A 22403-nucleotide genomic window follows, 5' to 3' on the forward strand; every position below is an offset into this window, starting at 1 on the left:
TTTTTTCCGATACGGCCACCACCTAGATCTACACCCCGTTTTGCACACTCTTCCCCTACCCCACGCTCTTCCCATCTCTGCGCTCTTCCTCCTGCGCCGCTCACACCGGCAGGACCGGGCTCCCGTGGTAGGCGTCCACCTGCTGCTGCTCGTAGCCGTGCTCCAGTCGCTCGCGGCCGGGCCGCGGCTGCGGCGAACGGACCAGGATGCGCTTGAGCCATCGGTCGGTTCCGTCGTAGCGCGGCTCGAAGGCAGTTCGACCGTGCACCGCCGCGTCGTTGTCGATGATCACGAGATCGCCGGGGCTGAGCGGCACGACGAAACTGCCCTCCTCCAGCGCCTGGCCCAACTCCTCGTAGGCGCACCGGAAGGCGGCGTCGTCCGTGAGCAGACGGGCGTAGGACGGGTCGTACCGCAGGCCCAGGCTGTCGTTGCGCGGCCACAGCGTGGACATGCCGATCGGCTCCTGCTGCGCGGCGCCGTCGTCCTCGTAACTGTCGTCCGGCAGGATCACCACGTGCGGCTTCAGCAGCAGATCGACCGCCCGCTCGGACAGTCCGGCGCTGGCGACGGTCGACAACCGGCTGCCGATGCCGTCCGGGTTGCGTACGCAGGCGAGCAGCAGCAGGTCGGCACGGTCGGGGTGGAAGGCGTCCTCGGTGTGCCAGGCCAGCGGCGTGGTGCTGCTGGAGCCGATCTGCAGCTCCTCGCAGCCGGGACTCGGCACGATGTTGTGGACGATGCGGCCGTCCTGCTGGTCCGTCCAGCCGAACACCCTGCCGAGCTGGGCGGCGACGAGCACGAGCGCGATGTCCAGCGGCGCGCACCGCTGCCGGTCCGTCTCCCGCCAGTGCAACGGGGTCGGCCCAAGGTCGGTGAACTCGGCGAACAGGCCGCGGACCACCTGGTAGCCGGCACCGGGCCGCGGGGGCCGGATCGTTCGGGAGAGCCGTTCGGCCAACTGTCGTGGCAACCGGGCGCTCGGGTCGGCGAGCACGGTGTCACCGAGCCCACCGCCGGCGGCCAGCTCCTCGGCCGCCGACACGAGCGCGCGGCGGCTCTCGATGTCCACGTCACTGGTTTCCAACACAGGCATGAGAACACCTTTCAGACCACGCGGGATGCCGGGTATCAGCCGTCAGAATTTCGGCACGACATAGTGCGGTCAAGCTTTTTCCGACTGGCTCGCGAACAATCAGCGCACTGCTGAGGAAAAAGCCTTTCGTATCAACGAAACAGGCACGAACCGGCGTTGGACCGCTGATGCCCAGGGTTTCTCGGCCGCTTATTCTCGTTCTCGCAGCTGGAGCAACGAAAGGAATGCAGTGATAGCGGACCATGCTTTCGAGCTGTTCGGTGAGCATGCCTTCCTCGCATTGCCGGGTTTCACCGAGGCGTTCGGCACCACTCTGAAGATCGAGGGTCTCAATCCGGCCGGCTCCATCAAGCTGAAGACCGCGCGTGGGCTGGTGGAGGCGCTGGAGCGCAGCGGACGCCTCGTCCCCTCCAGCGCGCTGATCGAGTCGACGTCCGGCAATTTGGGCATCGCGCTGGCATCGGTGTGCGCGGCCAAGAAGTATCCGCTCACGCTCGTCACCGATCCCAACGCCAACCAGGCGAGCATCCGGGCGATGCGGGCGCTGGGTGCCGAGGTGATCGTGGTGACCGAGCGGGACGCCAACGGCGGCTTTCTGCAGACCCGTATCGACTGTGTGCGGCGCCGTCTGTCGGCCGACCCGAACCTGGTGTGGACCGACCAGTACGCCCATCCGGCCAACCCGGCTTCACACCGGCACAGCACCGCCGTGGAGATCATGACCGGATTCGGTCTGCCCGACTGGCTGTTCATCGGCACCGGCACCGCCGGCACCCTGATGGGCTGTGTGCACGCCTTCCGCGACGTCGGCGGGCCGACCCGGATCGTCGCGGTCGACACCGTCGGATCGGTCACCTTCGGACGGGCGGCGCGCGCCCGGCACATTCCCGGGCTCGGCAGCAGCAGGCCCTCGCAACTCCTGCGTGACGACGGGAGCTTCATCAAGGTGCTGGTGCCGGAGAGCGAGACGGTACGTACCTGTCGGCAGGTGGCGCGACGGTACGGGCTGCTGGTCGGCGGTTCCACCGGCACCGTCCTGAGCGCCGTCGCGCGGCTCGCTCCCGCGATCGAACCCGGCAGCCGCGTGCTCGCCGTCTCGGCGGACCTGGGCGACCGGTATCTGGACACCATCTACAACGACGACTGGGTGGCGGAGCGGTACGGCAGCGAGGTGCTGCGGGACGAACCCGACGCCGCCCGGCCCGCGCCCGTACGCCGGAAGGACGAGCTGATCAACCATGCCTGATTTCTCCGTCATCACCGCGGCACATGTCTCCGAACTGCTCGAAGGCCAGGAAGCACAGCTCGTGGAGCTGGTGCGGGAGGCCTATCTGGCGCACCACGACGGCGACAGCGTCAATCCCGACAGCTACTTCCTGCGTTTTCCGCAGAAGCCGGATGCGCGGATCATCGCCCTGCCCGCCTATCTCGGCGGCAAGGCCGGTGTCGCAGGCATCAAGTGGATCGCCGGCTTCCCGCAGAACGTGCGCTCCGGCCTGCAACGGGCTTCCGCGGTGCTGGTGTTGAACGACTTCGAGACCGGATATCCGCTGGCCCTCCTCGAATCCGCCGCCATCAGCGCCGCACGCACCGCGGCCTCCGCCGCGCTGGCCGCTGCGACGCTCGGCAGCGGCCCGGCGCGCTCGCTCGGTGTGGTGGGCGCGGGGCCGATCGCGCGGACCGTGTGCCGATACCTCGCCGCGACCGGTACCGGGCCCGCCACGGTGCGCTGCCACGACATCGACGAGTACTCAGCCGGGCGGCTGACGGCCCATCTGCGCGAGACGCACGACGCCGACGCTCGCACCGGCACCCTCGCCGACGCGCTCGACTGCGACCTGATCCTCCTCGCCACCACCGCACCGGCCCCCTACATCCACGCCCCGCACACCCTCCGCCCCGGACAGCTGGTGCTCAACATCTCGCTCCGCGACCTCGCGCCGGAACTGCTGCTCGGCGCGAACAACGTGGTGGACGACATCGACCACTGCCTCAAGGCCGGCACCTCGCCGCACCTGGCCGAACAGCTCACCCGGAGCCGCGACTTCGTCACCGGGACGCTCGCCGACGTACTGCTCGGCGAGGTGCACCTGGACGAGACGCGGCCCACGGTGTTCTCACCGTTCGGCCTCGGCGTGCTGGACCTCGCGGTCGGGCACCACGTGTACCGGGCGGCGCTGGAGCGCGGCCGGCATCTGCCCGTTCCGGACTTCTTCGGCGACACCGCCAGGTGGTAGCCGAACACTCCACCGCTCACCGGTAGTCGGGGCCGAGGCCGTGGCCGAGCAGGACGGCCTCGGTCCGCGTCCGCAGGCTGAGCTTGGTCAGTATGTGGTAGACGTGGCTGCGCACCGTGGCCTCCTGGATGTAGAGGCGGCGCGCGATCTGCGCGTTGGTGATGCCTTCGCCCAGCGCGACCAGGACCTCGCGCTCACGTGCCGTCAAGTCCCGCACCACGTCCGCCGGGTCGACGTGCTGCCGGGTCATCCGGGCGGCGGCCCAGCCGACCAGGACCTCGGCGATCGAGGACGACAGGAACATCCGCCCGCGGGAGGCCGCGACGACGGCGGTACCGATGTCGTTCTCGCCCGTGCTCGGGTCGACATAACCCTGCACCGTCTGCAGTACGGCACTGCGCAGCGCCGTCGTGTCTTCGGGGCGCATCAGGACCACGACCGCCGGAACGCGTTCGCTGCGGCCGGCGGCCGGGGCGATGGGGGCGGCGCGGTCCAGCAGCTGAGTGGCGCCGAGCAGCAACACGTCCGGTGCACCGGTGGCGCCGGTGAAGGCGCGCACCGAACCGTAGTCGCCGATGACATCGATGTCCGGCGAGGCCTCGACGAGCGAGCGGATACCCACGCGCTGCAGTGGATCATCGTGAATGATCACTGTCCGTACCAGGTCGGAGGCGGGTCGCGCCTCCACCACCTGCAGGTTCGTCATGTCCGTACGACTCCCTTTCGGATGTGGGGTCTTCGACGTCGACGAGCATCCGGGGCCGCGTTATCGCGACGCCATCGGCGCGGCAAGCCGCGCGGCGATAGCGGCCCGATAGCGGCTCGGAAGCGGTCCGCGTGACGCTGGCAGACCAGCGAGCGAGAGGATTCCCATGCGATTCGAGCCAAAGCGTCAGTCACCGCTCAGCACCGGGCTGGCAGCCGCGGGCGTCGACCACGTGCGGCTGCAGTACGAGTATCTCGTGGCGCATGACCTCGACGGCTATCTGTCGCTGCTGGACCAGGACATGACGGTGCACGGTCCTGGTGGGCCCGAAGGACGCGGCCGCGACGAGGTGGAGGAGCTGAGGCGGCGGCAACTGCGCGGCAGCAGCATGGCCTGTGTGGTGTCCGACGTGTTCGCCTCGGGGACCAAGGTGGCCGCCGTGGGCCGGTACACCGGAGACGCTCTGCACGGGCGCCCGGTGGACGCCGAGTTCTGCGCCGTGTTCACACTATCGGCCAATGGTCTGCTCCTGTCCGAGAAGACCTACTACTGCGTGGAGCCGCCTGGCCTAGACTGGCGCCGCTGAGTGTCGTCCCACCACGGCGATCCGACCAGTCCGTGGTGGGGTCATGGCGTGCGGGCGCCGTCGACGCACTGGTCCCGAGCCGGGGGGAAGAGCTGCCGATGTCGCTTTCCAACGGGGAGCCTTCGTACGTCACGTATCGACTTCTCGGCCCGCTGGAGGTCTACGACCCCGTCGGCGGGCCGGTGCGGATATCACCGGGCCGACAGCAGACGATCCTCGGGGCGCTGCTCCTTGAGGCGAACCGGGTCGTTTCCATGGAGCGGCTCATCGACATCGTGTGGCACGACGAGCCGCCGCACACGGCGCGGACGCAGATCCAGATCTGTGTCTCGCAGCTGCGTTCCGGCCTGGAGCGGATCGGTCTAGGAGAAACGATTCTGACGAAGCCTCCGGGCTATCTGATGCAGGTTGCCGAGGACCAGCTCGACCTGAGCCGGTTCGCCGCCGCGGTCGCCGCGGCCGAAGCCGCCGTGGCACGCAGCGAGGACACGACGGCGTCCCGGCTGTTCGGCGACGCACTCGCGCTGTGGCACGGCCCGGCGCTCAGCGGCACCGCCAGTCGCGTCCTGCAGATGGCGGCGGCCCAACTGGACGAGGCACGGCTGGCCGCGCAGGAGAGCCGGATCGACATCGAGCTGCGACTGGGCCGCCACCGCGGCCTGGTCGGCGAACTCGCAACGCTGGTCGACCAGCACCCGCTGCGCGAGCGGCTGCGCGGCCAGTTGATGCTGGCGCTCTACCGGTCCGGCCGCCAGTCCGAGGCGCTGGAGGCTTATCGCGTCGGCCGCAACACGCTGGTGGAGGAGCTGGGCCTGGAACCCGGCGACGAGCTGCGGGCCCTGGAGTCGGCGATCCTCTCAGGTCGCGCCGAGCTGCTGCCCCAAGCCGCACGGAGCACCGCACCGAGCATCGAGCCGTCCCCCGACCCGTCCCCGCCGCCGTCCTCCGCCCCGGCCGCCGCGGTCCTCGGCCCCTTCCAACTGCCCCGGGACATTGCCGACTTCACCGGCCGAACGCAACTCATAGAAGATGTCAGCCAGTTGCTCACGACGGCCGACGGCGCCGCCACACGCGTCGTGGTGCTGGCCGGCAAACCGGGCGCCGGAAAGACCACGCTCGCCGTCCACCTCGCGCACCTGCTGGCCGCCACCCACTTTCCCGACGGCCAGCTCTTCCGCGACCTCGGAGCCTCCCGCAGCGCACCGGTCACCGCGGAGGACGTCCTCGGCCGCTTCCTGCGCGCGCTCGGTCTGCCGGGCGGGGCCGTGCCGGAGGCGCTGGACGAACAGGCAGAGATCTACCGGCAGTTGCTGGCCCGCAAGCGCATGCTCGTCATCCTCGATGATGCCGCGGACGAACAGAGCATCCACGCGCTGCTGCCCGGTTCCTCCAGCAGCGCCGTGATCATGACGAGCCGGTCACGGCTGACCGGGCTGGCCGGTGCACACGTCATCGACGTCGACGCCTTCGACATCGAGCAGGCCGTGGCCATGCTGCGCAGCGTCATCGGCCCACAGCGGGTCGACGCCGAACCGGACGCCGCCCAAGCCCTGGCGCGGCTGGTCGGCGGACTGCCCCTGGCGCTGCGGATCGTGGCGGCACGGCTGGCCGCCCGCCGCCACTGGTCGCTGGCGTGGATGCTGGAGCGGCTCTCCGACGAGCGGCGCCGCCTGGACGAGCTGGCACACGGCGAGATGATGGTGCGAGCCAGCCTGGCCATGACCTACGACGGCCTCGACGCCGACGCACAGCGGCTGCTGCGCCTGCTGAGCCTCCTGGAGGGTCTCGCCTTCCCGACCTGGACGGCCGCCGCCCTCCTGGACGTCGACCTGTACGGCGCCGGCGATCTGCTGGAACGACTGGTGGACACACAGATGCTGGAGATCTCCGGCGTCGACATCGACGGCAGTCCCCGCTATCGCTTCCACGGCCTGATCCGCCTGTTCGCCCGGGAACGCCTGGACCACGACGACACCGCCGAGGGCCGCCGCGCCGCCCTCGAACGCCTGGTCGGCGGCTGGCTGGGCCTCGCCTCCCAGGCCCACCGCAGGCTCTACGGCGGGGACTACACGGTCCTGCACGGCGAGGGTCCGCGCTGGCTGCCGCCATCGCGCTACGCCGACGGACTGCTCGCCGACCCTTTGCTGTGGCTGGAGTCCGAGCACAGCCACCTGTGTTCGGCGGTGGGCCTCGCGGCGGCCAACGGCCTGGCGGAGAGCTGCTGGGACCTGGCCGTCTCGCTGGTTGCGCTGTTCGAGGAGCGCTGCTATTTCGACGACTGGGAGCGCACCCATCTGACGGCGCTCGACGCGGTGCGCCAGGCGGGCTCACGGCGCGGCGAGGCGGCCCTGCTGTGCTCGTTGGGTTCGCTCCACCTCAGCCGCTCCCGCCCCGCGGAGGCGCAGCTTCACCTCAAGCCGGCACTGGCCGCCTTCGAGGAGCTCAAGGACGTTCACGGCACGGCGCTCGCCCAGCGCAACCTCGCGCTGCTCGACCACATCGGCGGCGACGTCGACACGGCCCATGTGCTCTACCGCAGTGCGCTGGACGGCTTCAGGGCCGTGGACGACCTCGTCGGCCAGGCCCATGTGCTGGGCCAGATCGGCCATATCGAGCTGGGGCGCGGTGATGAAAAGGCGGCGGGCCGGCACATCGACGAGGCGCTGACGATCTGCCGCGCCGCCGGCGGTATGCGGGTGGAGGCGCAGCTGCGGTACCGGCTGAGCGAACTGCTGGAGAGACAGGGCCGGCACGAGGAGGCGCGGGCCCAACTGCTGGATGTCCTGGAGAGCGTACGGGCCAGTCAGGACCTGGTCGGCCAGGCGCAGATCGGGCGTCGGCTCGGCCTGGTCGAGTCTCGGCTCGGCCGTCACGAGGCGGCGTACGAGCGGCTGTGCGAGGCGTTGGAGCACCGCGAGCGGATGCTGGACGACCTCAGCGGTGCGCAGGTCCGGCTCGATCTGGCGGCGGTGCTGCTGGAGTTGGACGACCGGGAGCAGGCGGTCCACCACCTGGACCGTGCGCTGCCCACCTTCGAGGAGCGCGGTATGGCCGAGGCCGCGGAACGTGCAAGGGAGTTGCTCAAGGAGCTCGGAGCGGTGTGACGCCGGGCCGGTTGATCACGGGCCCCACGGTGTGTCCGACGGGCCCCACGGCGTGTCCGTGACGCCGCTGTCGGCGCTCGGGGTGACGACCGCGGCGTGGGCGGCCACGTCGGCCGCCGCCCGGGTGTCCGTGTGCTGGGCCTGGGCGGCGCCGACGGTGGTCACGGTCGCGAGCAGCAGCGTCAGGGCGGCGAAACCGGTGCGAGTGATGCGCGAGACCGTCATTGGTTTCTCCCGTTTGATCCGTATCCATCCAGCCTGTCCGGCTGACGAGAACGACGTTAGGAGTGACCGCCATCACGTCGTTATCGCGCGGGTTTCGCCGCCGCTATCGCCACGGGCCGGCCCGGCCTACCGGGCACCGAGATCCCGTAGAGCGCCTGAAAGGGTGCTGGTCACAGCCGCGAGGTGATCGTTGAGGAAGAAGTGGCCACCGGGCAGAACGGTCAGCCGGAAGTCGCCGTCGGTCTCCCGCCGCCAGGCCTCCATCCGTTCCGGGGACGCCGACGGGTCGTCCTCACCGGCGAAGGCGTGCACCGGCATACCGAGTGGCGGTCGTTCGGTGTACGGGCAGGTCGCCACCGTGGTCAGGTCGGCGCGCAACGTCGGCAGCATCAGGGCCAGCAGGTCCGGGTCGTCCAGTATGTGCCGCGGGGTACCGCCCATGTCGTGCAGATAGGCGACGAGATCGTCGTCGGACTTGTCCCAGGCGGGCACCTCGCGCTGCAGGAACGGACCCGGGCTGGCGCCGACGAACAGCGCGGCCGGCTGCGGCAGTCCCGCGGCCCGCAGCGCGTGTGCCACATGGAACGCCACTTGCGCGCCCATGCTGTAGCCGAACAGCGCGTAGGGCCGGTCGAGACGCGGCCCGAGCGCTTCGGCGACGGACCCCACCAGCGGCCCCATCCGGTAGTAGGGCTGCTCCCGGAAGCGGGCGTCGCGGCCCGGCAGGAGCACCGGCTCCACGCTGACGTCCTGCGGCAGCAGCCCCGGCCAGGTGCGGAACATCGTCGGGCTCCCACCGGCGTAGTGGAAGCAGATCAACCGCAGCCGGGCGGCAGCACCGGCCGGACCGAGCGGCCGGAACCAACGGCCCGCCGCCGGCGTACGGGCCGGGCCCGTGAGTGCGCTCATCGGTGTCGCCTCCGTGTCACACGGCCGGCACGGCCGGCGATTGGGCCGCGAGGCCGGCGGACAGAACGCCCAGCAGCGGCTCGGGCGCGCCGGTGAACGTGTAGTGCTCTCCGTCGAGCAGCACAGGGGTGGTCGCGCCGCAGGCCGGCCAGCCGCCCATGGTGGAGTGCAGCACCTCCACGTCGCGCAGCCAGCCGATCGCGGTGATCGGGCACGGCAGATAGGTCGGATCGGCCACGTGATACAGCTTGTTGGCCTCGATGTCGGCGCGCAGCACGCCGAGGGACAGTTCCAGCAGGCTGCGCACCGGCTTGCCGCCGAGGGAGACGACCAGGCGGCCGAGCTCGTCGAGGAGTTCGTCGTCGTTCATGCCGAGGAAGCGGCCGCACGGTCCGTCCTGCGGGGCGACCTGCGACGAGACGTAGAGCCGGGTCGGCGGCGTGAGGTCGCGTTCGACGATGCGTACGGCGGTCTCGTAGGCGCCCAGCGCGGAGCCGCAGTGCCCGAACAGGCCGTAGGGACGGTCCAGATGGGGCCGCAGGGCCTCGGCGAGGTCGTCGGCCATCAACTCGTAGGTGGCGTGCGGCTGTTCGCGCAGCCGGTTCTCGCGGCCCGGCAGCTGCACCGCGCAGAGCTCGATGCCGTCGCCGATGAACTCCGGCCACTGCCGGTACATGCTGGCGCCGCAGCCGGAGTAGGGGATGAGGAAAAGGCGGGCCTTGGCCTTCGGATTCGGCTCGCGCAGAAACCACTTGGTGCGCGGACGTGCGGTGGTGGGCATGGTCTGATCTCCTCGGTGGATCGGGAACGGCCCAAAGGACGGGTCGGGGGTCAGTAGCCGACGGGCCCCGGCTCGGCCCGTCGGCGCGCGGTGACCGGCAGGTGGCTGTATCCCGCGACGAAGTTGGAGCGCAGCCGCTGCACCTTGCCCACCACCTCGAAGTCGTGGAACCGGCTGAGCATTTCGGTGAACAGCAGCCGCAGCGTGACCTTGGCGACGGTGTGCCCGACGCAGAAGTGCGAGCCGACGCCGAAAGCCACATGACGGTTGCGGGCGCGCCGGATGTCGAAGGTGTCCGGGTCGGTGAAGACGTCCTCGTCGCGGTTGGCCGAGCCGAGCCAGACGACGACCGCGTCACCGGCGGCGATGGGCACGCCGCGCAGTTCCACGTCGCGTTTGGCGTAGCGCATGAAGTGATTGGCGGGCGAGGCCCAGCGAAGTGCCTCCTCGGTGCCGCGCACCGCGAGGTCGGGGTGGGCGGCCCAGTCCTCGAAGACACCGGTGCCGGTCTGCGTGGCCATGGCGGCGCTGGCGACGTGCGGAGTGGTGACGTTCGCGCCGAGCAGCAGGCTGTAGCAGTTGGACATGATCTCGCCGAGCGACATCCGCCGGCCGTCGAGGTCGATGGACATCAGGAAACTGATCAGGTCCTCGCCGGGCTGCTTCTGCCGTTGGTGCACGACATCCTGGAAGTAGGCGAACAGTTCACGGTGCGCGGTGTCGAGGGTGGCCTCGGAGCTGTCGGCGAGCTGGAACTCGGGGTCGTCCGGCGCGATCGCGGCTGTGGTGAGCCGGGTCAGATGCGGCCAGTCGGCAGCCGGCAGGCCCATCAGCGAACCGGTGACGGCCATCGGCATGGCGGCCATGGCCGCGGCGAAGTCGAAGACGCCGTCGGCCATCGGCTCGATCAGGTCGACCACCATCGCGCGGATCTCCTCGCGGTGCGTCTCCACGGCCTTGATGGACAGGGCGCGTTGGAGCGGCTCGCGCATCCGGGCGTGGGTCGGCGGGTCGGTGACGGCCATCTGCTTGCCGCCGGCCGGATCGTCGGTGCCGAGAATGTTCAGAAGAGTGCCGCGTTCGGAGGTGAACAGCGTGTGGTCGCGCAGCACGATCTGCGCGTCCTCGTACTTGGTGACGGACCAGAACGGGTGGCCGGAGGGTGCGACCTGACGGCTGACCGGGTCGTGGCGGCGCAGCGCGCGCCAGATCGCGTGTGCGTCGCCGTCGCTGTGCAGCATCGGGTCGGCGAGGTCGAGCGCGGCGCTGTGGTGCATCGGGCAGCGCGGCGCCATGGCCGTCGGCGCGGCAGCGCCTTCCAGGACGCTCGTCATCGTTCAGGCTCCTATCTCGCCGGCGAGGTCGGCGATGGTCGGCTGGAGGTAGAGCACACGGGCCGGCACCTCCAGATCGAAGGTGTCCTTGAGCGTGCCGAGCAGTTCGGCCACAAGCAGCGAGTGACCACCGAGGTCGAAGAAGTCGTCCTCGATGCCGACGGGTTCCACACCGAGCACCTCGCCCCACAGATCGGCCAGCCGCTGCTCGGTCTCGCTGCGTGCGGCGACGAACGGGTTCCACACATTGCGCGGCACACGGGTCGCCGCGGGCAGGGCCCGGCGGTCGACCTTGCCGTTCTTGTTGAGCGGCAGCTCCGTGCGCAGGAGGACGGCCCACGGCACCATGGCGACCGGCAGCGACTCGCGCAGCCGCTCACGCAGCCACGCTCCGTTGGCCTCGCCGCGATCGGCGGCCTCCTGCTCCAGGACGACGTAGGCGAGCAGCCGCTTGCCGCCGGACTCGTCGGGCTGGCCGATGACGACCGCGTCCCGCACCTCGTCGAACCGGGTGAGCTCGGCCTCGATGAACCCCGGCTCCACCCGGAACCCCTGCACCTTCAGCTGCTGGTCGACCCGGCCGAGGAACTCCAGCGTGCCGTCCGTACGCCAGCGGACGAGGTCGCCGGTGCGGTACATGCAGGCGCCGGGTGTGCCGGTGATGACGTCGGGGACGAACCGTTCCGCAGTCGCCGCAGGCCGGTTCACATAGCCGTGCGCCAAGCCGGCGCCGGCCGCGTACAGTTCACCGGCCACGCCCGGTGGCACCGGCCGCAGCGCCTCGTCGAGTACCGCGACCCGGGTGCCGGAGACGGGCCGGCCGATCGGCACGAGGTCACCGGCCGGGGCCTCGGCGGTGGTCCAGCAGGCGGTGAACGTGGTGTTCTCGGTGGGGCCGTAGCCGTTGCTGAACAGCAGGTGCGGATGGGCGTTCAGCAGCTGGGAGAGGTGGCTCGGGGAGACCACGTCGCCGCCGGCCACGACGTGCCGCAGTCCCGCGAAGGCGTCCGGGTGCAGCGCCACCATCTGGTGGAACAGGCCCGCCGTCAGCCACACCACCGACACCTGCTCGGACTTGAGCGTGTCCGCGAGCACGTCCAGCTCCACCGCTCCGGCGGGTGCCACGGCCAGCCGCGCACCGTGCACCAGCGGCGCCCAGATCTCCCAGGTCGAGGCGTCGAAGGCGACCGGCGCGAGCTGGAGGAAGACATCCTCGGGACCGATGTCGATCCAGTTGGGGTCGGCCACCAGACGCGCCACCGCGCGGTGCGGTACGCCGACGCCACGCGGTTCGCCGGTGGAACCGGAGGTGTAGCTGACGTAGGCGAGCGCGTCCACGGCCGTCGCGCGCACGGCGTCCTCACCGGACGACTGCGGCAGGTGGTCCGCGGCGGACGGGTCGAGCGTGGGCAGGAGGTCGGGTGCCGCGCCGGCCAGCGCGGCGTCCACGACGAGCAGAGCCGCGCCGGAGTCGCGCAGCACCCGCAGATGGCGTTCGTGCGGGTCCTCCGGATCGAGCGCGAGATAAGCGCCGCCGGCCTTGAGGATCGCCAGCAGCGTCACCACGAGCCGTACGGACCGCGGCATCAGCACGGCGACCACACTGTCGCCCGCGATACCGCGCTCACGCAGCCGCCGTGCCAGCAGCCCGGCCTGCTCGTTGAGTTGACGGTACGTCAGCTCTTCCGGTCCGCTGGTGACGGCCAGGGCGTCCGGGGTGCGCGCCGCCTGCTCGGCGACCAGGTCGTCGATCCGACGGGCCGCCGGCGGCTCCCGGTCGGCGCGGCCCAACTCCAGCCACGCGGCGCACTGTTCGGCGTCGGCGAGTTGGAGCCGTGCCACGGAGGTGGCCGGATCGCGAACCGCCGCGGCCGTCGCCGCGCGCAGGGCCTGGGTCCAGACGGCGGCGTCCTGCTCACCGCTTCCGCCCGAGCCGTCCCCGGACCATGTCACCACCGGCTCGCCGTCGCCTTCGACGACGACCGTGGCGGCCGGTTCGGTCAGTGCGAGGTCGGCGGGCGCGCCGTCGACCAGCACCTGGAAACTGCCGTCCACCGCGGCGGCCAAGGCCTCGGCGCCGTCCTCCGGCACCAGCTCCGACAGCTGGGCCGCAGCCCGGCGCGCCACCTCACCGACCGGGAGGTCCTCCTCGAAGGAGACCTCCACCAGCGCGAAGCGGTCCTCCTCGGCGTCGGCCCAGCGGCAGCAGACGGTCACTCGTTCCTGCAGGGTTCGGCGGTGCAGCAGCACCAGGAAGGCGGCGAGCGTGTGCTCCACGGCACGCTCGGCACCGTTCGATGCGTTGTCCACGGTCACGGCTTGGTCCTGGGCCGGCCGGGAAGCCAGGTTGATCATCGGCGTCCTTCCACGGATCGGGGTCATCGGTACGAAGGCACCGACAGACGGGCGGGGCTGAGGTGGGACGGGATGCGGCGGGCCGCTCAGTCGGAGAACGCGTCCGCGAGGACGTCGTCCAGGCTGCGGCTGCTAGCCGGCCGGGCAGACACGGTGCCGGTGCCGACCGGCGCGGACGCGGCGACCAGCTCGGCCACGCCGGTCACGGTCGAGGCCTCGAAGAAGTCGCTGAAGGAGAGCTCGACGCCGAACTCCTCCTGGATACGGCTGACCAGTTGCATCGCCAGCATCGAGTAGCCGCCGAGTTCGAAGAAGTCGTCGTCGGCCGTGATGTCCTGCTGCTCGAAAGCGTCCCGCCACAGGACCAACAGGCTCTCGGCGAGCGGGGCTCCCGCGCCGCTCCCCTCGCTCGGGGCGGCGCTGGTGCCGGATCCGGGCTGGCTCACGATGTCCTCCAGAATCGAGCGGTACTCGTCCGCCAGTGCGCGGACGGTGGATTCGTCGAACAGGCTGGTGCGGTAGAGCAGCGAGAGGACGAGTTCGTGGCCGCGGTCGACGACGATCCAGCTGATGTCCATCTTCGACGCGCCGCTGGACACGCCCGTCGTCATGCCCTGGAAGTCCGTGAAGGACAGGCCCGCGCTCTCGCGCGGCAGCGACGTCTCGTCCTCCGTGGCGAACCACACCTGGAAGTAGGGGCTGCGGCCGGGCAGACGCTGCGGGCGCAGTTCCTGGACGACCCGGTCGAAGGGCAGGGCCTGGTGCTCCAGCGCGCCGGTGACGGTGGACCGCACCTCGTGCAGAGCCTGGCGGTAGGTCATGCCGGGACGCAGGGCCACGCGCAGCGCCAGCGAGTTGATGAAGCAGCCGATCAGCGCGTCGATGCCGGAACGCAGCCGGTTGGCGGCCGGCGTCCCCACGCACAGGTCGTCCTGTCCGGTGTGCCGGTGCAACTGCACGGCCAGCGCCGTGAACAGCACCATGTACGGCGTCACGTTCTCCTGCCGGGCCAGCGCGTGCACCCGCTCGCGCAGGTCGGCAGGCAGCGGGAGCAGCACCTTGCCGCCGGTGTGGTCCTGAGTGGCCGGCAGCGGCCGGTCGGTGGGCAGTTCGAGCAACGGCGGCGCTGGCTCCAACCGGCCGCGCCAGTAGGCGAGTTGTGCGTCCAGTTCGGCTCCGCTCAGGTGGCTGCGCTGCCACAGCGCGAAGTCGGCGTACTGGAAAGAGAGTTCGGGCAGATCGGCGGGCCGGCCGGTGCGCCGGGCCCGGTAGTGAGCGGCGAGTTCGTCGAGGAAGACCTCCTTCGACACCCCGTCGAAGACAAGGTGGTGGACGTGCACCAGCATCAGGTGCTCCTGGGCACCGAGCCGGATGAGATGGACGGCCAGCAACGGCCCCTGTGCCGGATCGAGCGGCACCCGGACGATCTCGTCACGCAGCACCCTGGCCGCCCGCTCGCGCACGGCAACCGGCAGACCGGTCAGATCGTGCCTGGTCAGCGGTGCCCCGGCCGCCTCCTCGACGAACTGGACGGCTTTGCCTTCGAGCATGCCGAACCGGGTGCGCAGCGTCTCGTGGCGGCGCACCGTCTCGGCGAGCGCGTACTCGAACGCCGCGTCGTCCAGCGCACCGGTCAGCCGGCACTGCCAGGACTCGTTGTACAGCGGCACGTCGGGAGCCGCCTTGCTGAGCAGCCACAGGTTCTGCTGCGACAACGCGATGGGAGCGGTGTGCGCCTGGCCGGTCCACTCGGCGAGCACCTGCTCCAGGTGGCGTCGCTTGCCGCTCCAGCGCTCCTGGTCGGCCTGTTCAGCCGCGGCGGCCGCGATCGGCTGCTCCGGCGGGTCGACCGGAGCGAGTCCGTCGATCTTCGCCGCCAGGGCCCGTACGGTCCCGGAGTCGAGCAGGTCGGCGAGCACGATGTCGACGCCGAAGCGACGGCGTGCCTTGGCAACGATGCGCGCGGCCTGCAGCGAGTTGCCGCCGAGGTCGAGGAACTCGTCGGTCGCGCCGACGCTGTCGCGCTTGAGGACGGCGGCCCACAGAGCGGCCAGATCCGACTCGGTGCCGGGCGCCGGCGGCACCTCGTCGCGAGCCGACGGCTCCTCGGCCCCGAGCCCCTCCAGCGCGGCGTAGTCGACCTTGCCGTGACCGGTGAGCGGGATCGCGTCGAGCACGACGAAGCGGGCCGGCACCATGTGGGCGGGCAGGATCGCGGCGAGGTGTGTACGCAGTTGGGGAGCCGTCGGCCGTTCGCCCTCGGCATGGCGCACATACGCCACCAGCTGCTGGTCGGCGTCGGTCTCGGCGGAGGACGTGACGAGGGCCTGGCCGACCGCGGGGTGGCGCTGGAGCGCCGACTCGATCTCGGCCGGTTCGACGCGGAAACCGCGGATCTTGATCTGGTTGTCGATACGGCCGAGGAACTGCAGCTGCCCGTCCGGGAGTTCGCGTGCCAGATCGCCGGTCCGGTACAGGCGCCCGCCGTCGGCGGCGAACGGATCGGGCAAGAAGCGCTCGGCCGTCAGGGCCGGCGCTCCGTGGTAGCCACGGGCCAGCGCGGCTCCGCCGATCCACAGCTCGCCCGCCTCACCGCGCGGTACGGCACGCATCGCGGCGTCGAGGAGGTGGATGTCGGTGTGCGCGATGGCACGCCCGATCGGCAGCAGTCCGCTCGGGTCCGGCGCCTCCTTGGCGCTGTGGTGGTAGCTGCCGGTGGCCGTGGCCTCGGTCGGCCCGTAGACGTGGATGAGCGGAACGCCGGTGGCACGCCAGGCCAGCACGGCGTCCGGCCGGGTCCGGTCGCCGCCCATCACCACGAAGCGGACCGTGCCCGGCAGCCGCGCGCCGGTCTCGGTCAACTCGTCCACGACCTGGTGCCAGTACGAGGTGGTGATCTCGAACCCGTTGACGCGCTCGCGCTCCAGCAGGTCCAGGAAGTGCGACACGCTCGGCAGTGCGCGACGGTAGCCCGCCAGGACGACGGTGGCACCGCACAGCAGCGACGGGAAGATCTCCTCCAGGACGGCGGAGAAACCGATCGAGGCGAGTTGCAGGAAGCGGTCGCCGCCGCGCAGGCCGAACTCGTCCGCCGCCGCGGCGGCGAGATTGGTCAGGCCGCGATGGGTGATGACGACGCCCTTGGGCGAGCCGGTCGAGCCCGAGGTGTAGATCATGCAGGCGGCGCCGTCGGCGGGTACGGAGACCGCGGGCCCGTCCTCACGGAAGCCGGCCAAGGACTCCCACCCGGCATCCAGCTCCACGCGCCGCACCGAGGCATCGCCCAGCCGCACGTCGAGCGCACCTTGCGTGATCACGACGTGCGTGCCGGAGTCCTCGAGCAGGTGAGCGAGCCGCTCCTCGGGATAGTGCGGGTCCAACGGCACATAGGCCGCACCGGACTTGAGCACGCCAAGAATCGCCACCACCAGTTCGGTGGACGGCTCCAGGCAGATGCCGACGCATGACTCCGGGCCGATGCCGAGTTCGCCGAGGTGGTGGGCCAGCCGGTTCGCCAGCCGGTCGAGCCGACGGTAGGTGAGCGAGTCTCCATTCGCGGTCACGGCGATCGAATCGGGCGACTCACGGACGCGCTGTTCGAAGACACCGTGCACCGAACGGGCCGTCTCCGGCGGGGCGGCCGGCTGTCGCGGCGCGCCGGGGGACACCGCTGCGATCGTGTCGCTGTACAGAACCATGGGTGCCAACCGTTTCGTCTCGTGGCCTCTCCGAATTCCTCCGAGGCGCTTGATCGCTCGTATCGAGGAGTATCTGCGGGCCGCCGACGACACGTCATCAGCACGCCGACGGAAGCGCCGCTGCACACATCACGGACGCCATTCCACGTTTCGCTGAGCGGCAACTACCGCATTCACGGTCGACCGCCGGTCCGCCGATTTCCTACATTCGCTGTCTCCGAAACGGTCAGACTGCCGACCTGAGACGAGGACTATCGTGGTGGATGGACGTGCCGTCGAATACTCACTGTCGACCTACCTGAGCCCGCCCGGCGACCTGGCGGTCCTCGCTCCGCGCCATGACCAGAGTGTCGCGCTGTGGCGCCGCTCCGGGCGCCGCGTCGAGCTGGTCCGCCTCTGGGAGTTGGAGCGGATCAGCGGTCAGAAACACCACGCCTGGCCGCTGTACACACCGCGGAAGGCAACCGAATTCCTCAACGCACTGCTGGCCGAGGAAGGTTTGAGTATCGGGGACATCACACGGACCTGGGGAACTCCGGGACTGCCGAACAGCGTCGAAATCGACGCGCCCAACGGGACCGAGGAATTCCCGGTGCACAGCCTTGCGCACCTTTTCAGCGGTCTGCTCCTGGACACGGATATCTTCAAGAACGAGACCGTGTTCGGCATGGCGATGGATTCCGCTCCGGACGCGGTCCTCGACGTCCGCAGCCCGAAGTTCTGGTACGCAGGTGCGCTGTCGGTGCGCGGCGACATCCGGTTCGCCCCGGTCGAGTCGCCGGCTCCGCTCTACAACGCGGCGTCCACGCTGTTCCGGCTGGAGCCCGGTTCGCTGATGGCGCTGGCGAGCGCATGCCGCACGTCGATCCGCTTCGACATCGAGGAGGCCACCCGGCGACTGCGGCTGTTCGGCGGTGCCATCACGCCGTGGGCGGCGGCGTTCGGCCTGGTCGAGGAGCTGATCGCGGAAGCCGAACAGCAGCTGGCACACAGCGAGTTGGACAGCGGCTTCAGCCGCGAGGAGAACCTGCGCAGCGCGGTGATGAAGCACGTCCAGCGTGCCTGCGACCTTATCGCGATACGCAATGTCGAGCTGCTGGCGGCGCTCGGCGATGTGCCCACGCAGGACGCCTACCTGTCGACCAGCGGCGGCTTCGCCCTCAACTGCCCGACCAACACGCTGCTGCTCGACCGTTTCGGCTTCCGCGGACTGCTCACGCCGCCGTGCGCCAACGACTCCGGCCAGGCGCTCGGCCTCGGCATGCTCGGGCTTTACACCAGTGGTGCGTTCGACGACGCCGACCTGCGCGTCGAGTCCGCCTACTACGGTTCGGAGATCCGTGATCTGGACGAGGCGCTGGAGGAGTTCGCGCCCTGGATCGCCGAGGTGTCCGACTTCGACGAGGGGCAGTTCGTGGCCGACCTGTCCGACGGCGTGCTGGCCTGGGTGGACGGTGCCGCGGAGTTCGGGCCGCGGGCGCTCGGTCACCGCAGCCTGCTCGGTGACCCGCGCTCGGTAAAGGTGAAGGATCTCCTCAACGAGGTCAAACAGCGCCAGTGGTGGCGTCCGGTCGCGCCGATCGTCCTCGCGGAGCACGTCGGCGACTGGTTCGAACAGGACCGCTCGTCGCCGTACATGCTGGAGGCGGTCCGGGTGCGGCCCGAGGTCGCCGACCGGGTCCCGGCGATCCTGCACCTCGACGGCACCGCCCGGCACCAGACACTCGACGCGTCGGTCAATCCGCTGCTGCACCGTGCGGTGACGGCGTTCCACCGGGAGACCGGGGTGCCGATCGTCTGCAACACCTCGCTCAACGACAAGGCGGAACCGGTGGTGAACACCGCGGCAGAGGCGCTGACCTTCTGTGTCACCAAGGGCGTGCGGCTGGCGTACGTGGCAGGCCGCCGCATCGAGTTGCGCACCGAGCCGGCCGACGGGACTGTGCCCCCGTCCGGTCCGCGCCCACGGGAGGCCGGATATTTCACCGGCCAGGAGGAGGACCGTGACGCCTTGTGGCAGAAGTGGCGGGACGCGGGCTACACGGACGCGGGCATCTTCCTGCTCACCTGGTCGCCGAGCATCCGCCTGAACGGCGCGAAGCCCGCCATGGTCAACAAGCTCGCCGAGCACTACATGGCCAACGACGAGAACTTCGCCCATCTGCTCAAGACCTTCCACGCGGAGAGCGGCCCCGGTTCCCACTTCGTCCGCCCGGACGAGAAGCGCCCACGGCCGGTGATCGTCGAATAGCGCCAGGGGCCCAGCTCATGACCGAGTACGTTGCGGACGCGGGCGGCGCTCACGCCGACCGCACGGTCCTCAACTGCCGCTCGGACCGGCCGAGCGGCAGTGGCTATGAGGGGACCACTCTGAGGAAATGACGACCGCTGCATGTGGCCCGGGTGCTGGGGAACTCCAGTGTCGTCGAGCGCACCAGCGCGGTCGTCTCCCGCCGACCTCAGGGCGTATGCCGTGGGAGGCCATCACCTGCCATCTGACGCTTGGTGCGCGAGGCGTTCTTCTACCACGACGACGGTGTACAGGTCGTACGACCGGGGCAGTTGACGCGCCCCCGTGTCTTCGACTTCGGCGGCGGCAATCTCCAGGCGAGGACTCTGGCGCGGCCGACCGGTCGCCCGGTGCATCCCGAGGCGTCGCGGCCGCTCGACGAGGACACCGCGGGCAGGGATGCTTGCTTGGAACTGGCGGGTCCGGCCCCGTTGGTGAGGATGAGCCCCCGGTCCGACGGTGTGACCGGTTCGCGCTTCTTGATCACTGTCGAACCTGCTGGCTAGGTTGGCCGGCATGACCGATCCCAGACCCCTCCCCTGGCCACCCGCCCCGATCAAGACCGAGCGGCTCGTACTGCGCGAGACCGAGGCCCGGGACCGTGCGGCGGTCATTGAGCTGAACGCCTCGCCAGTGGTGGGCACCTACCTCGGCGGCCCTCAACCGCGTGACGAGCTCGAACGCAAGATGCCTGAAGTACCCGGGCGGCACCCTGGCTGGTTCGCCGTCGAACTCGACGGAGCACTGATCGGCACCGTCCAGCTCAAACTCCACGCCCCCGAGGCGCCGGGCCACAACCACCGCCGGCAGGCCGCGGAAACCGAACTCGGCTACCAGTTCCTGCCGCAGGCATGGGGCCACGGCTATGCCACCGAAGCGTGCACAGCAGCCCTCGACTGGTTCACCGGCGCCCTGCCGGGTCAGCCGGTGGTGCTCTACACCCAGACAGCCAACACCCGCTCGATGCGCCTCGCGGCGAAACTCGGATTCACCGAACGGGAAAGGTTCCAGGCATACGGAGCCTTGCAATGGTTCGGCATATGGTCCCCGACCCCGCCCCCGCCCCCGCCCCCGCACTGAAGTGATCACGTGCTGCGACGCCCGCAGGAATCCTCCCGTTCGTCCAGCGCGGTTCAGGTGTCATCGCCGGGCCGCAGCGGTCGCCGATCTTCACAGGACATGACGTCAAGCGACAGGGGCCGGGAAGGTGCTCTTGAAGCTGAAAACCCGCTGTCCTCCAGGCACGGCGCTGTGCCAAGATCCAGCGCATGCCCGTTCGATACCCACGCCCCCTGCGCCCCGGTGACCGTATCGGTGTGACCGCTCCGTCGAGCGGTGTCGCGAAAGCAATGCTCGATCGGCTGAATGTCGCCCTCCGTGACGTGCAGGCACACGGATACGAAGTCGCCCTGGGCCAGTGCATGGACGGTACCGGACATGTCAGCGCCTCAGCCGCCGACCGCGCAAGCGAGCTGATGTCGATGCTGACCGATCCCGCCATCAGGGCCGTCGTGCCGCCATGGGGCGGAGAGACGGCGATCGACCTGATCCCGCTGCTCGACTGGGACCGGCTGCGTGAGGCGGAGCCGACCTGGCTCGTCGGGTTCTCCGACATCTCGACCCTCATCACACCGCTGACGCTGCTCACCGGCACGGCAACGCTCCACGGCGACAACCTCATGAACACGCCCTACCGCGTCCCCGAGGGACTGCTGTCCTGGCTCGACATCGCCGCCGCACCCCCGGGCCACCGGTTCACACAGACCCCGCCCGGCCGCCACCGCACCACAGGCTTTGACGACTTCACCGCTTTCCCTGGCATACGCGAGTACACGCTGGACGCACCCGGCACCTGGACCCGGCTCGACAACGACGGCGACGTCGAGGCCGAGGGCAGGCTGATCGGCGGCTGCATCGAGACACTGTGCAATCTCGCCGGCACGCCCTACCTCGACGCCACGGCCTTCGCCCGCAAGCACTCCCCCACGGGACTCCTCATATACGTGGAGGCAGCCGAACACGACGCCTTCACCATCTGCCGCAACCTGCACGGCATGCGCCTCGCCGGATTCTTCGACCGTGCGAACGCGATCCTCGTCGGCCGCACCAGCGCACCCGACAACAGATCCCTCAGCCAGCACGAAGCCGTCCTCGATGCTCTCGGCTCCCTGAACGTGCCGATCATCGCTGACATCGAGTGCGGCCACGTCCCCCCGTACATGCCGATCGTCAACGGAGCCCACGGCCACATCGTGCACTCACCGAGCCGAAGCGAACTGACGCAGACGCTGGGCTGACGTCCCACCTCGGGCACCCGCCGCTCAGGCAGGCGCGGCAGTCCAGGCACTCTGTGACACCCGGTGATCTTTGATGCGGTCCCGCAATGGCCATAGCAGCAGGGATCGTCGAGCGGACCGGTCACCGCAGCCGATGTTGAACATGCCGTCCGCCTGGCGCTCGCCACTTGGCGTGGGGCTGACGCTGCGGACAGGAGCGTCAAGGCCGGTTCCCCGGAGTGGGACTATGGGGGGACCGTCGAGCACCTCGCCGACGACCTCTTCTCCTATGCCGTCCAACTGAGCCCGGTAAACCCGCCGCTGGACACCCACGTCCCCTCCGCGTGGAGCCAGGCTCTCGCGCCCGGCGACTTCGTCAGACAGACGAAGGCCCACACGCAGCCCACGGCGGCCGACCGCTCGTTGTCGACCTTGCGGGTCATCACCTTGCAGCCCTGCCGCTCACCCTGGTCACTGCCGACGCATGCCCTGAGTGACCTGGCACTTGCAGACCGCCGCCGGAAGTCGAGGCCGAAAGAGCCGGTGAGGACCGGCGCGTCAGGATGCTCCTCGAAGACCTGGACTACAGCGGCCTGGCATGCGGCGCCGAAGCAGACGGTGCCCAGCTGCCACAGCAAAGCCGCCGGCTGTCGGCCCGGCGCCGCCTCGACCTGGGCGGGTTGATGCAGGCTATTCACGATGGAAGACTTCGTGACTCCTCCCCCTCGTGAGGGGGTTTCTCGCTATGCCGGTGCGGCTTCGCGACGGGCCAGCCCGGCCCGTAGGACATTGATCGCGGCCACCGT

The 22403-nt window shown here is 70.1% G+C and carries 16 protein-coding genes; 7 read left to right on the forward strand and 9 right to left on the reverse strand.

Going from position 1 to position 22403, the window contains the following annotated elements; all coding sequences use genetic code 11:
- Window positions 1–100: 100 nt before the first annotated feature.
- Complete coding sequence (locus AB0N07_RS43385) at window positions 101–1096, reverse strand: TauD/TfdA family dioxygenase (protein ID WP_365845139.1); 996 nt, start codon at window positions 1094–1096, stop codon at window positions 101–103.
- A gap of 229 nt (window positions 1097–1325) precedes the next feature.
- Here AB0N07_RS43385 and sbnA point away from each other — a divergent pair, with 229 nt between their 5' ends.
- Both sbnA and sbnB read left to right on the forward strand, forming a co-directional pair.
- Window positions 1326–2342: a 2,3-diaminopropionate biosynthesis protein SbnA gene (sbnA, locus tag AB0N07_RS43390; RefSeq protein ID WP_365845141.1), complete on the forward strand. Its 1017-nt coding sequence runs from the start codon at window positions 1326–1328 to the stop codon at window positions 2340–2342.
- Entirely contained in the window at window positions 2335–3333 is a 999-nt protein-coding gene (gene sbnB, locus AB0N07_RS43395) for a 2,3-diaminopropionate biosynthesis protein SbnB (RefSeq protein WP_365845144.1), read from the forward strand. Before sbnA ends, sbnB begins: the two co-directional genes overlap by 8 nt.
- A 16-nt stretch (window positions 3334–3349) precedes the next feature.
- Here the strand turns inward: sbnB and AB0N07_RS43400 are convergent, their stop codons facing one another.
- Window positions 3350–4039 (reverse strand): response regulator transcription factor, encoded by a 690-nt coding sequence (locus tag AB0N07_RS43400; RefSeq protein ID WP_365845146.1) that lies wholly within the window; start codon window positions 4037–4039, stop codon window positions 3350–3352.
- A 166-nt stretch (window positions 4040–4205) separates the two neighbouring features.
- Here AB0N07_RS43400 and AB0N07_RS43405 point away from each other — a divergent pair, with 166 nt between their 5' ends.
- Complete coding sequence (locus AB0N07_RS43405) at window positions 4206–4625, forward strand: nuclear transport factor 2 family protein (RefSeq protein ID WP_365845148.1); 420 nt, start codon at window positions 4206–4208, stop codon at window positions 4623–4625.
- A gap of 98 nt (window positions 4626–4723) precedes the next feature.
- On the forward strand, window positions 4724–7729 hold the full coding sequence (locus AB0N07_RS43410; RefSeq protein ID WP_365845150.1) for a BTAD domain-containing putative transcriptional regulator: 3006 nt from the start codon (window positions 4724–4726) through the stop codon (window positions 7727–7729).
- 15 nt (window positions 7730–7744) lie between these two features.
- On the opposite strand, the gene AB0N07_RS43415 is transcribed toward AB0N07_RS43410, so the two are convergent.
- The 6 genes from AB0N07_RS43415 to AB0N07_RS43440 form a co-directional block, all read right to left on the reverse strand.
- Window positions 7745–7954 (reverse strand): hypothetical protein, encoded by a 210-nt coding sequence (locus AB0N07_RS43415; protein WP_365845152.1) that lies wholly within the window; start codon window positions 7952–7954, stop codon window positions 7745–7747.
- A 126-nt stretch (window positions 7955–8080) separates the two neighbouring features.
- Window positions 8081–8863, reverse strand: coding sequence for an alpha/beta fold hydrolase (locus AB0N07_RS43420; RefSeq protein WP_365845154.1), 783 nt, complete (start codon window positions 8861–8863; stop codon window positions 8081–8083).
- A 16-nt stretch (window positions 8864–8879) separates the two neighbouring features.
- Window positions 8880–9644, reverse strand: coding sequence for a thioesterase domain-containing protein (locus AB0N07_RS43425; protein WP_365845156.1), 765 nt, complete (start codon window positions 9642–9644; stop codon window positions 8880–8882).
- A 50-nt stretch (window positions 9645–9694) separates the two neighbouring features.
- Window positions 9695–10978: a cytochrome P450 gene (locus AB0N07_RS43430; RefSeq protein ID WP_365845157.1), complete on the reverse strand. Its 1284-nt coding sequence runs from the start codon at window positions 10976–10978 to the stop codon at window positions 9695–9697.
- 3 nt (window positions 10979–10981) lie between these two features.
- A complete protein-coding gene (locus tag AB0N07_RS43435) occupies window positions 10982–13333 on the reverse strand; it encodes a non-ribosomal peptide synthetase (protein ID WP_365845159.1) in 2352 nt (783 codons plus the stop codon).
- 86 nt (window positions 13334–13419) lie between these two features.
- A complete protein-coding gene (locus tag AB0N07_RS43440; protein ID WP_365845161.1) occupies window positions 13420–17031 on the reverse strand; it encodes an amino acid adenylation domain-containing protein in 3612 nt (1203 codons plus the stop codon).
- Between the two features lie 256 nt (window positions 17032–17287).
- Between AB0N07_RS43440 and AB0N07_RS43445 the strand changes: the two genes are divergently transcribed.
- From AB0N07_RS43445 to AB0N07_RS43455, 3 genes are all read left to right on the forward strand, one after another.
- Window positions 17288–19282, forward strand: coding sequence for a carbamoyltransferase C-terminal domain-containing protein (locus AB0N07_RS43445; protein ID WP_365845163.1), 1995 nt, complete (start codon window positions 17288–17290; stop codon window positions 19280–19282).
- Between the two features lie 555 nt (window positions 19283–19837).
- A complete protein-coding gene (locus tag AB0N07_RS43450; RefSeq protein ID WP_365845165.1) occupies window positions 19838–20401 on the forward strand; it encodes a GNAT family N-acetyltransferase in 564 nt (187 codons plus the stop codon).
- A 188-nt stretch (window positions 20402–20589) separates the two neighbouring features.
- The gene (locus AB0N07_RS43455; RefSeq protein ID WP_365845167.1) at window positions 20590–21618 is read left to right on the forward strand and encodes a S66 peptidase family protein; all 1029 of its coding nucleotides are present in this window, start codon (window positions 20590–20592) and stop codon (window positions 21616–21618) included.
- 266 nt (window positions 21619–21884) lie between these two features.
- On the opposite strand, the gene AB0N07_RS43460 is transcribed toward AB0N07_RS43455, so the two are convergent.
- Window positions 21885–22295 (reverse strand): hypothetical protein, encoded by a 411-nt coding sequence (locus AB0N07_RS43460; protein WP_365845169.1) that lies wholly within the window; start codon window positions 22293–22295, stop codon window positions 21885–21887.
- Window positions 22296–22403: the final 108 nt, after the last annotated feature.

Origin of the sequence: Streptomyces sp. NPDC051172 (genome assembly GCF_040682555.1) — a bacterium.
Taxonomy (GTDB): domain Bacteria; phylum Actinomycetota; class Actinomycetes; order Streptomycetales; family Streptomycetaceae; genus Streptomyces.

Coding starts and splice junctions, on each gene's coding strand:
- AB0N07_RS43430 (WP_365845157.1), bottom strand. CDS start 10,978: ATGACGAGCGTCCTGGAAGGCGCTGCCGCGCCGACGGCCATGGCGCCG.
- AB0N07_RS43385 (WP_365845139.1), bottom strand. CDS start 1,096: ATGCCTGTGTTGGAAACCAGTGACGTGGACATCGAGAGCCGCCGCGCG.
- AB0N07_RS43455 (WP_365845167.1), top strand. CDS start 20,590: ATGCCCGTTCGATACCCACGCCCCCTGCGCCCCGGTGACCGTATCGGT.
- sbnB (WP_365845144.1), top strand. CDS start 2,335: ATGCCTGATTTCTCCGTCATCACCGCGGCACATGTCTCCGAACTGCTC.
- AB0N07_RS43450 (WP_365845165.1), top strand. CDS start 19,838: ATGACCGATCCCAGACCCCTCCCCTGGCCACCCGCCCCGATCAAGACC.
- AB0N07_RS43410 (WP_365845150.1), top strand. CDS start 4,724: ATGTCGCTTTCCAACGGGGAGCCTTCGTACGTCACGTATCGACTTCTC.
- AB0N07_RS43415 (WP_365845152.1), bottom strand. CDS start 7,954: ATGACGGTCTCGCGCATCACTCGCACCGGTTTCGCCGCCCTGACGCTG.
- AB0N07_RS43425 (WP_365845156.1), bottom strand. CDS start 9,644: ATGCCCACCACCGCACGTCCGCGCACCAAGTGGTTTCTGCGCGAGCCG.
- AB0N07_RS43420 (WP_365845154.1), bottom strand. CDS start 8,863: ATGAGCGCACTCACGGGCCCGGCCCGTACGCCGGCGGCGGGCCGTTGG.
- AB0N07_RS43440 (WP_365845161.1), bottom strand. CDS start 17,031: ATGGTTCTGTACAGCGACACGATCGCAGCGGTGTCCCCCGGCGCGCCG.
- AB0N07_RS43435 (WP_365845159.1), bottom strand. CDS start 13,333: ATGATCAACCTGGCTTCCCGGCCGGCCCAGGACCAAGCCGTGACCGTG.
- AB0N07_RS43400 (WP_365845146.1), bottom strand. CDS start 4,039: ATGACGAACCTGCAGGTGGTGGAGGCGCGACCCGCCTCCGACCTGGTA.
- AB0N07_RS43405 (WP_365845148.1), top strand. CDS start 4,206: ATGCGATTCGAGCCAAAGCGTCAGTCACCGCTCAGCACCGGGCTGGCA.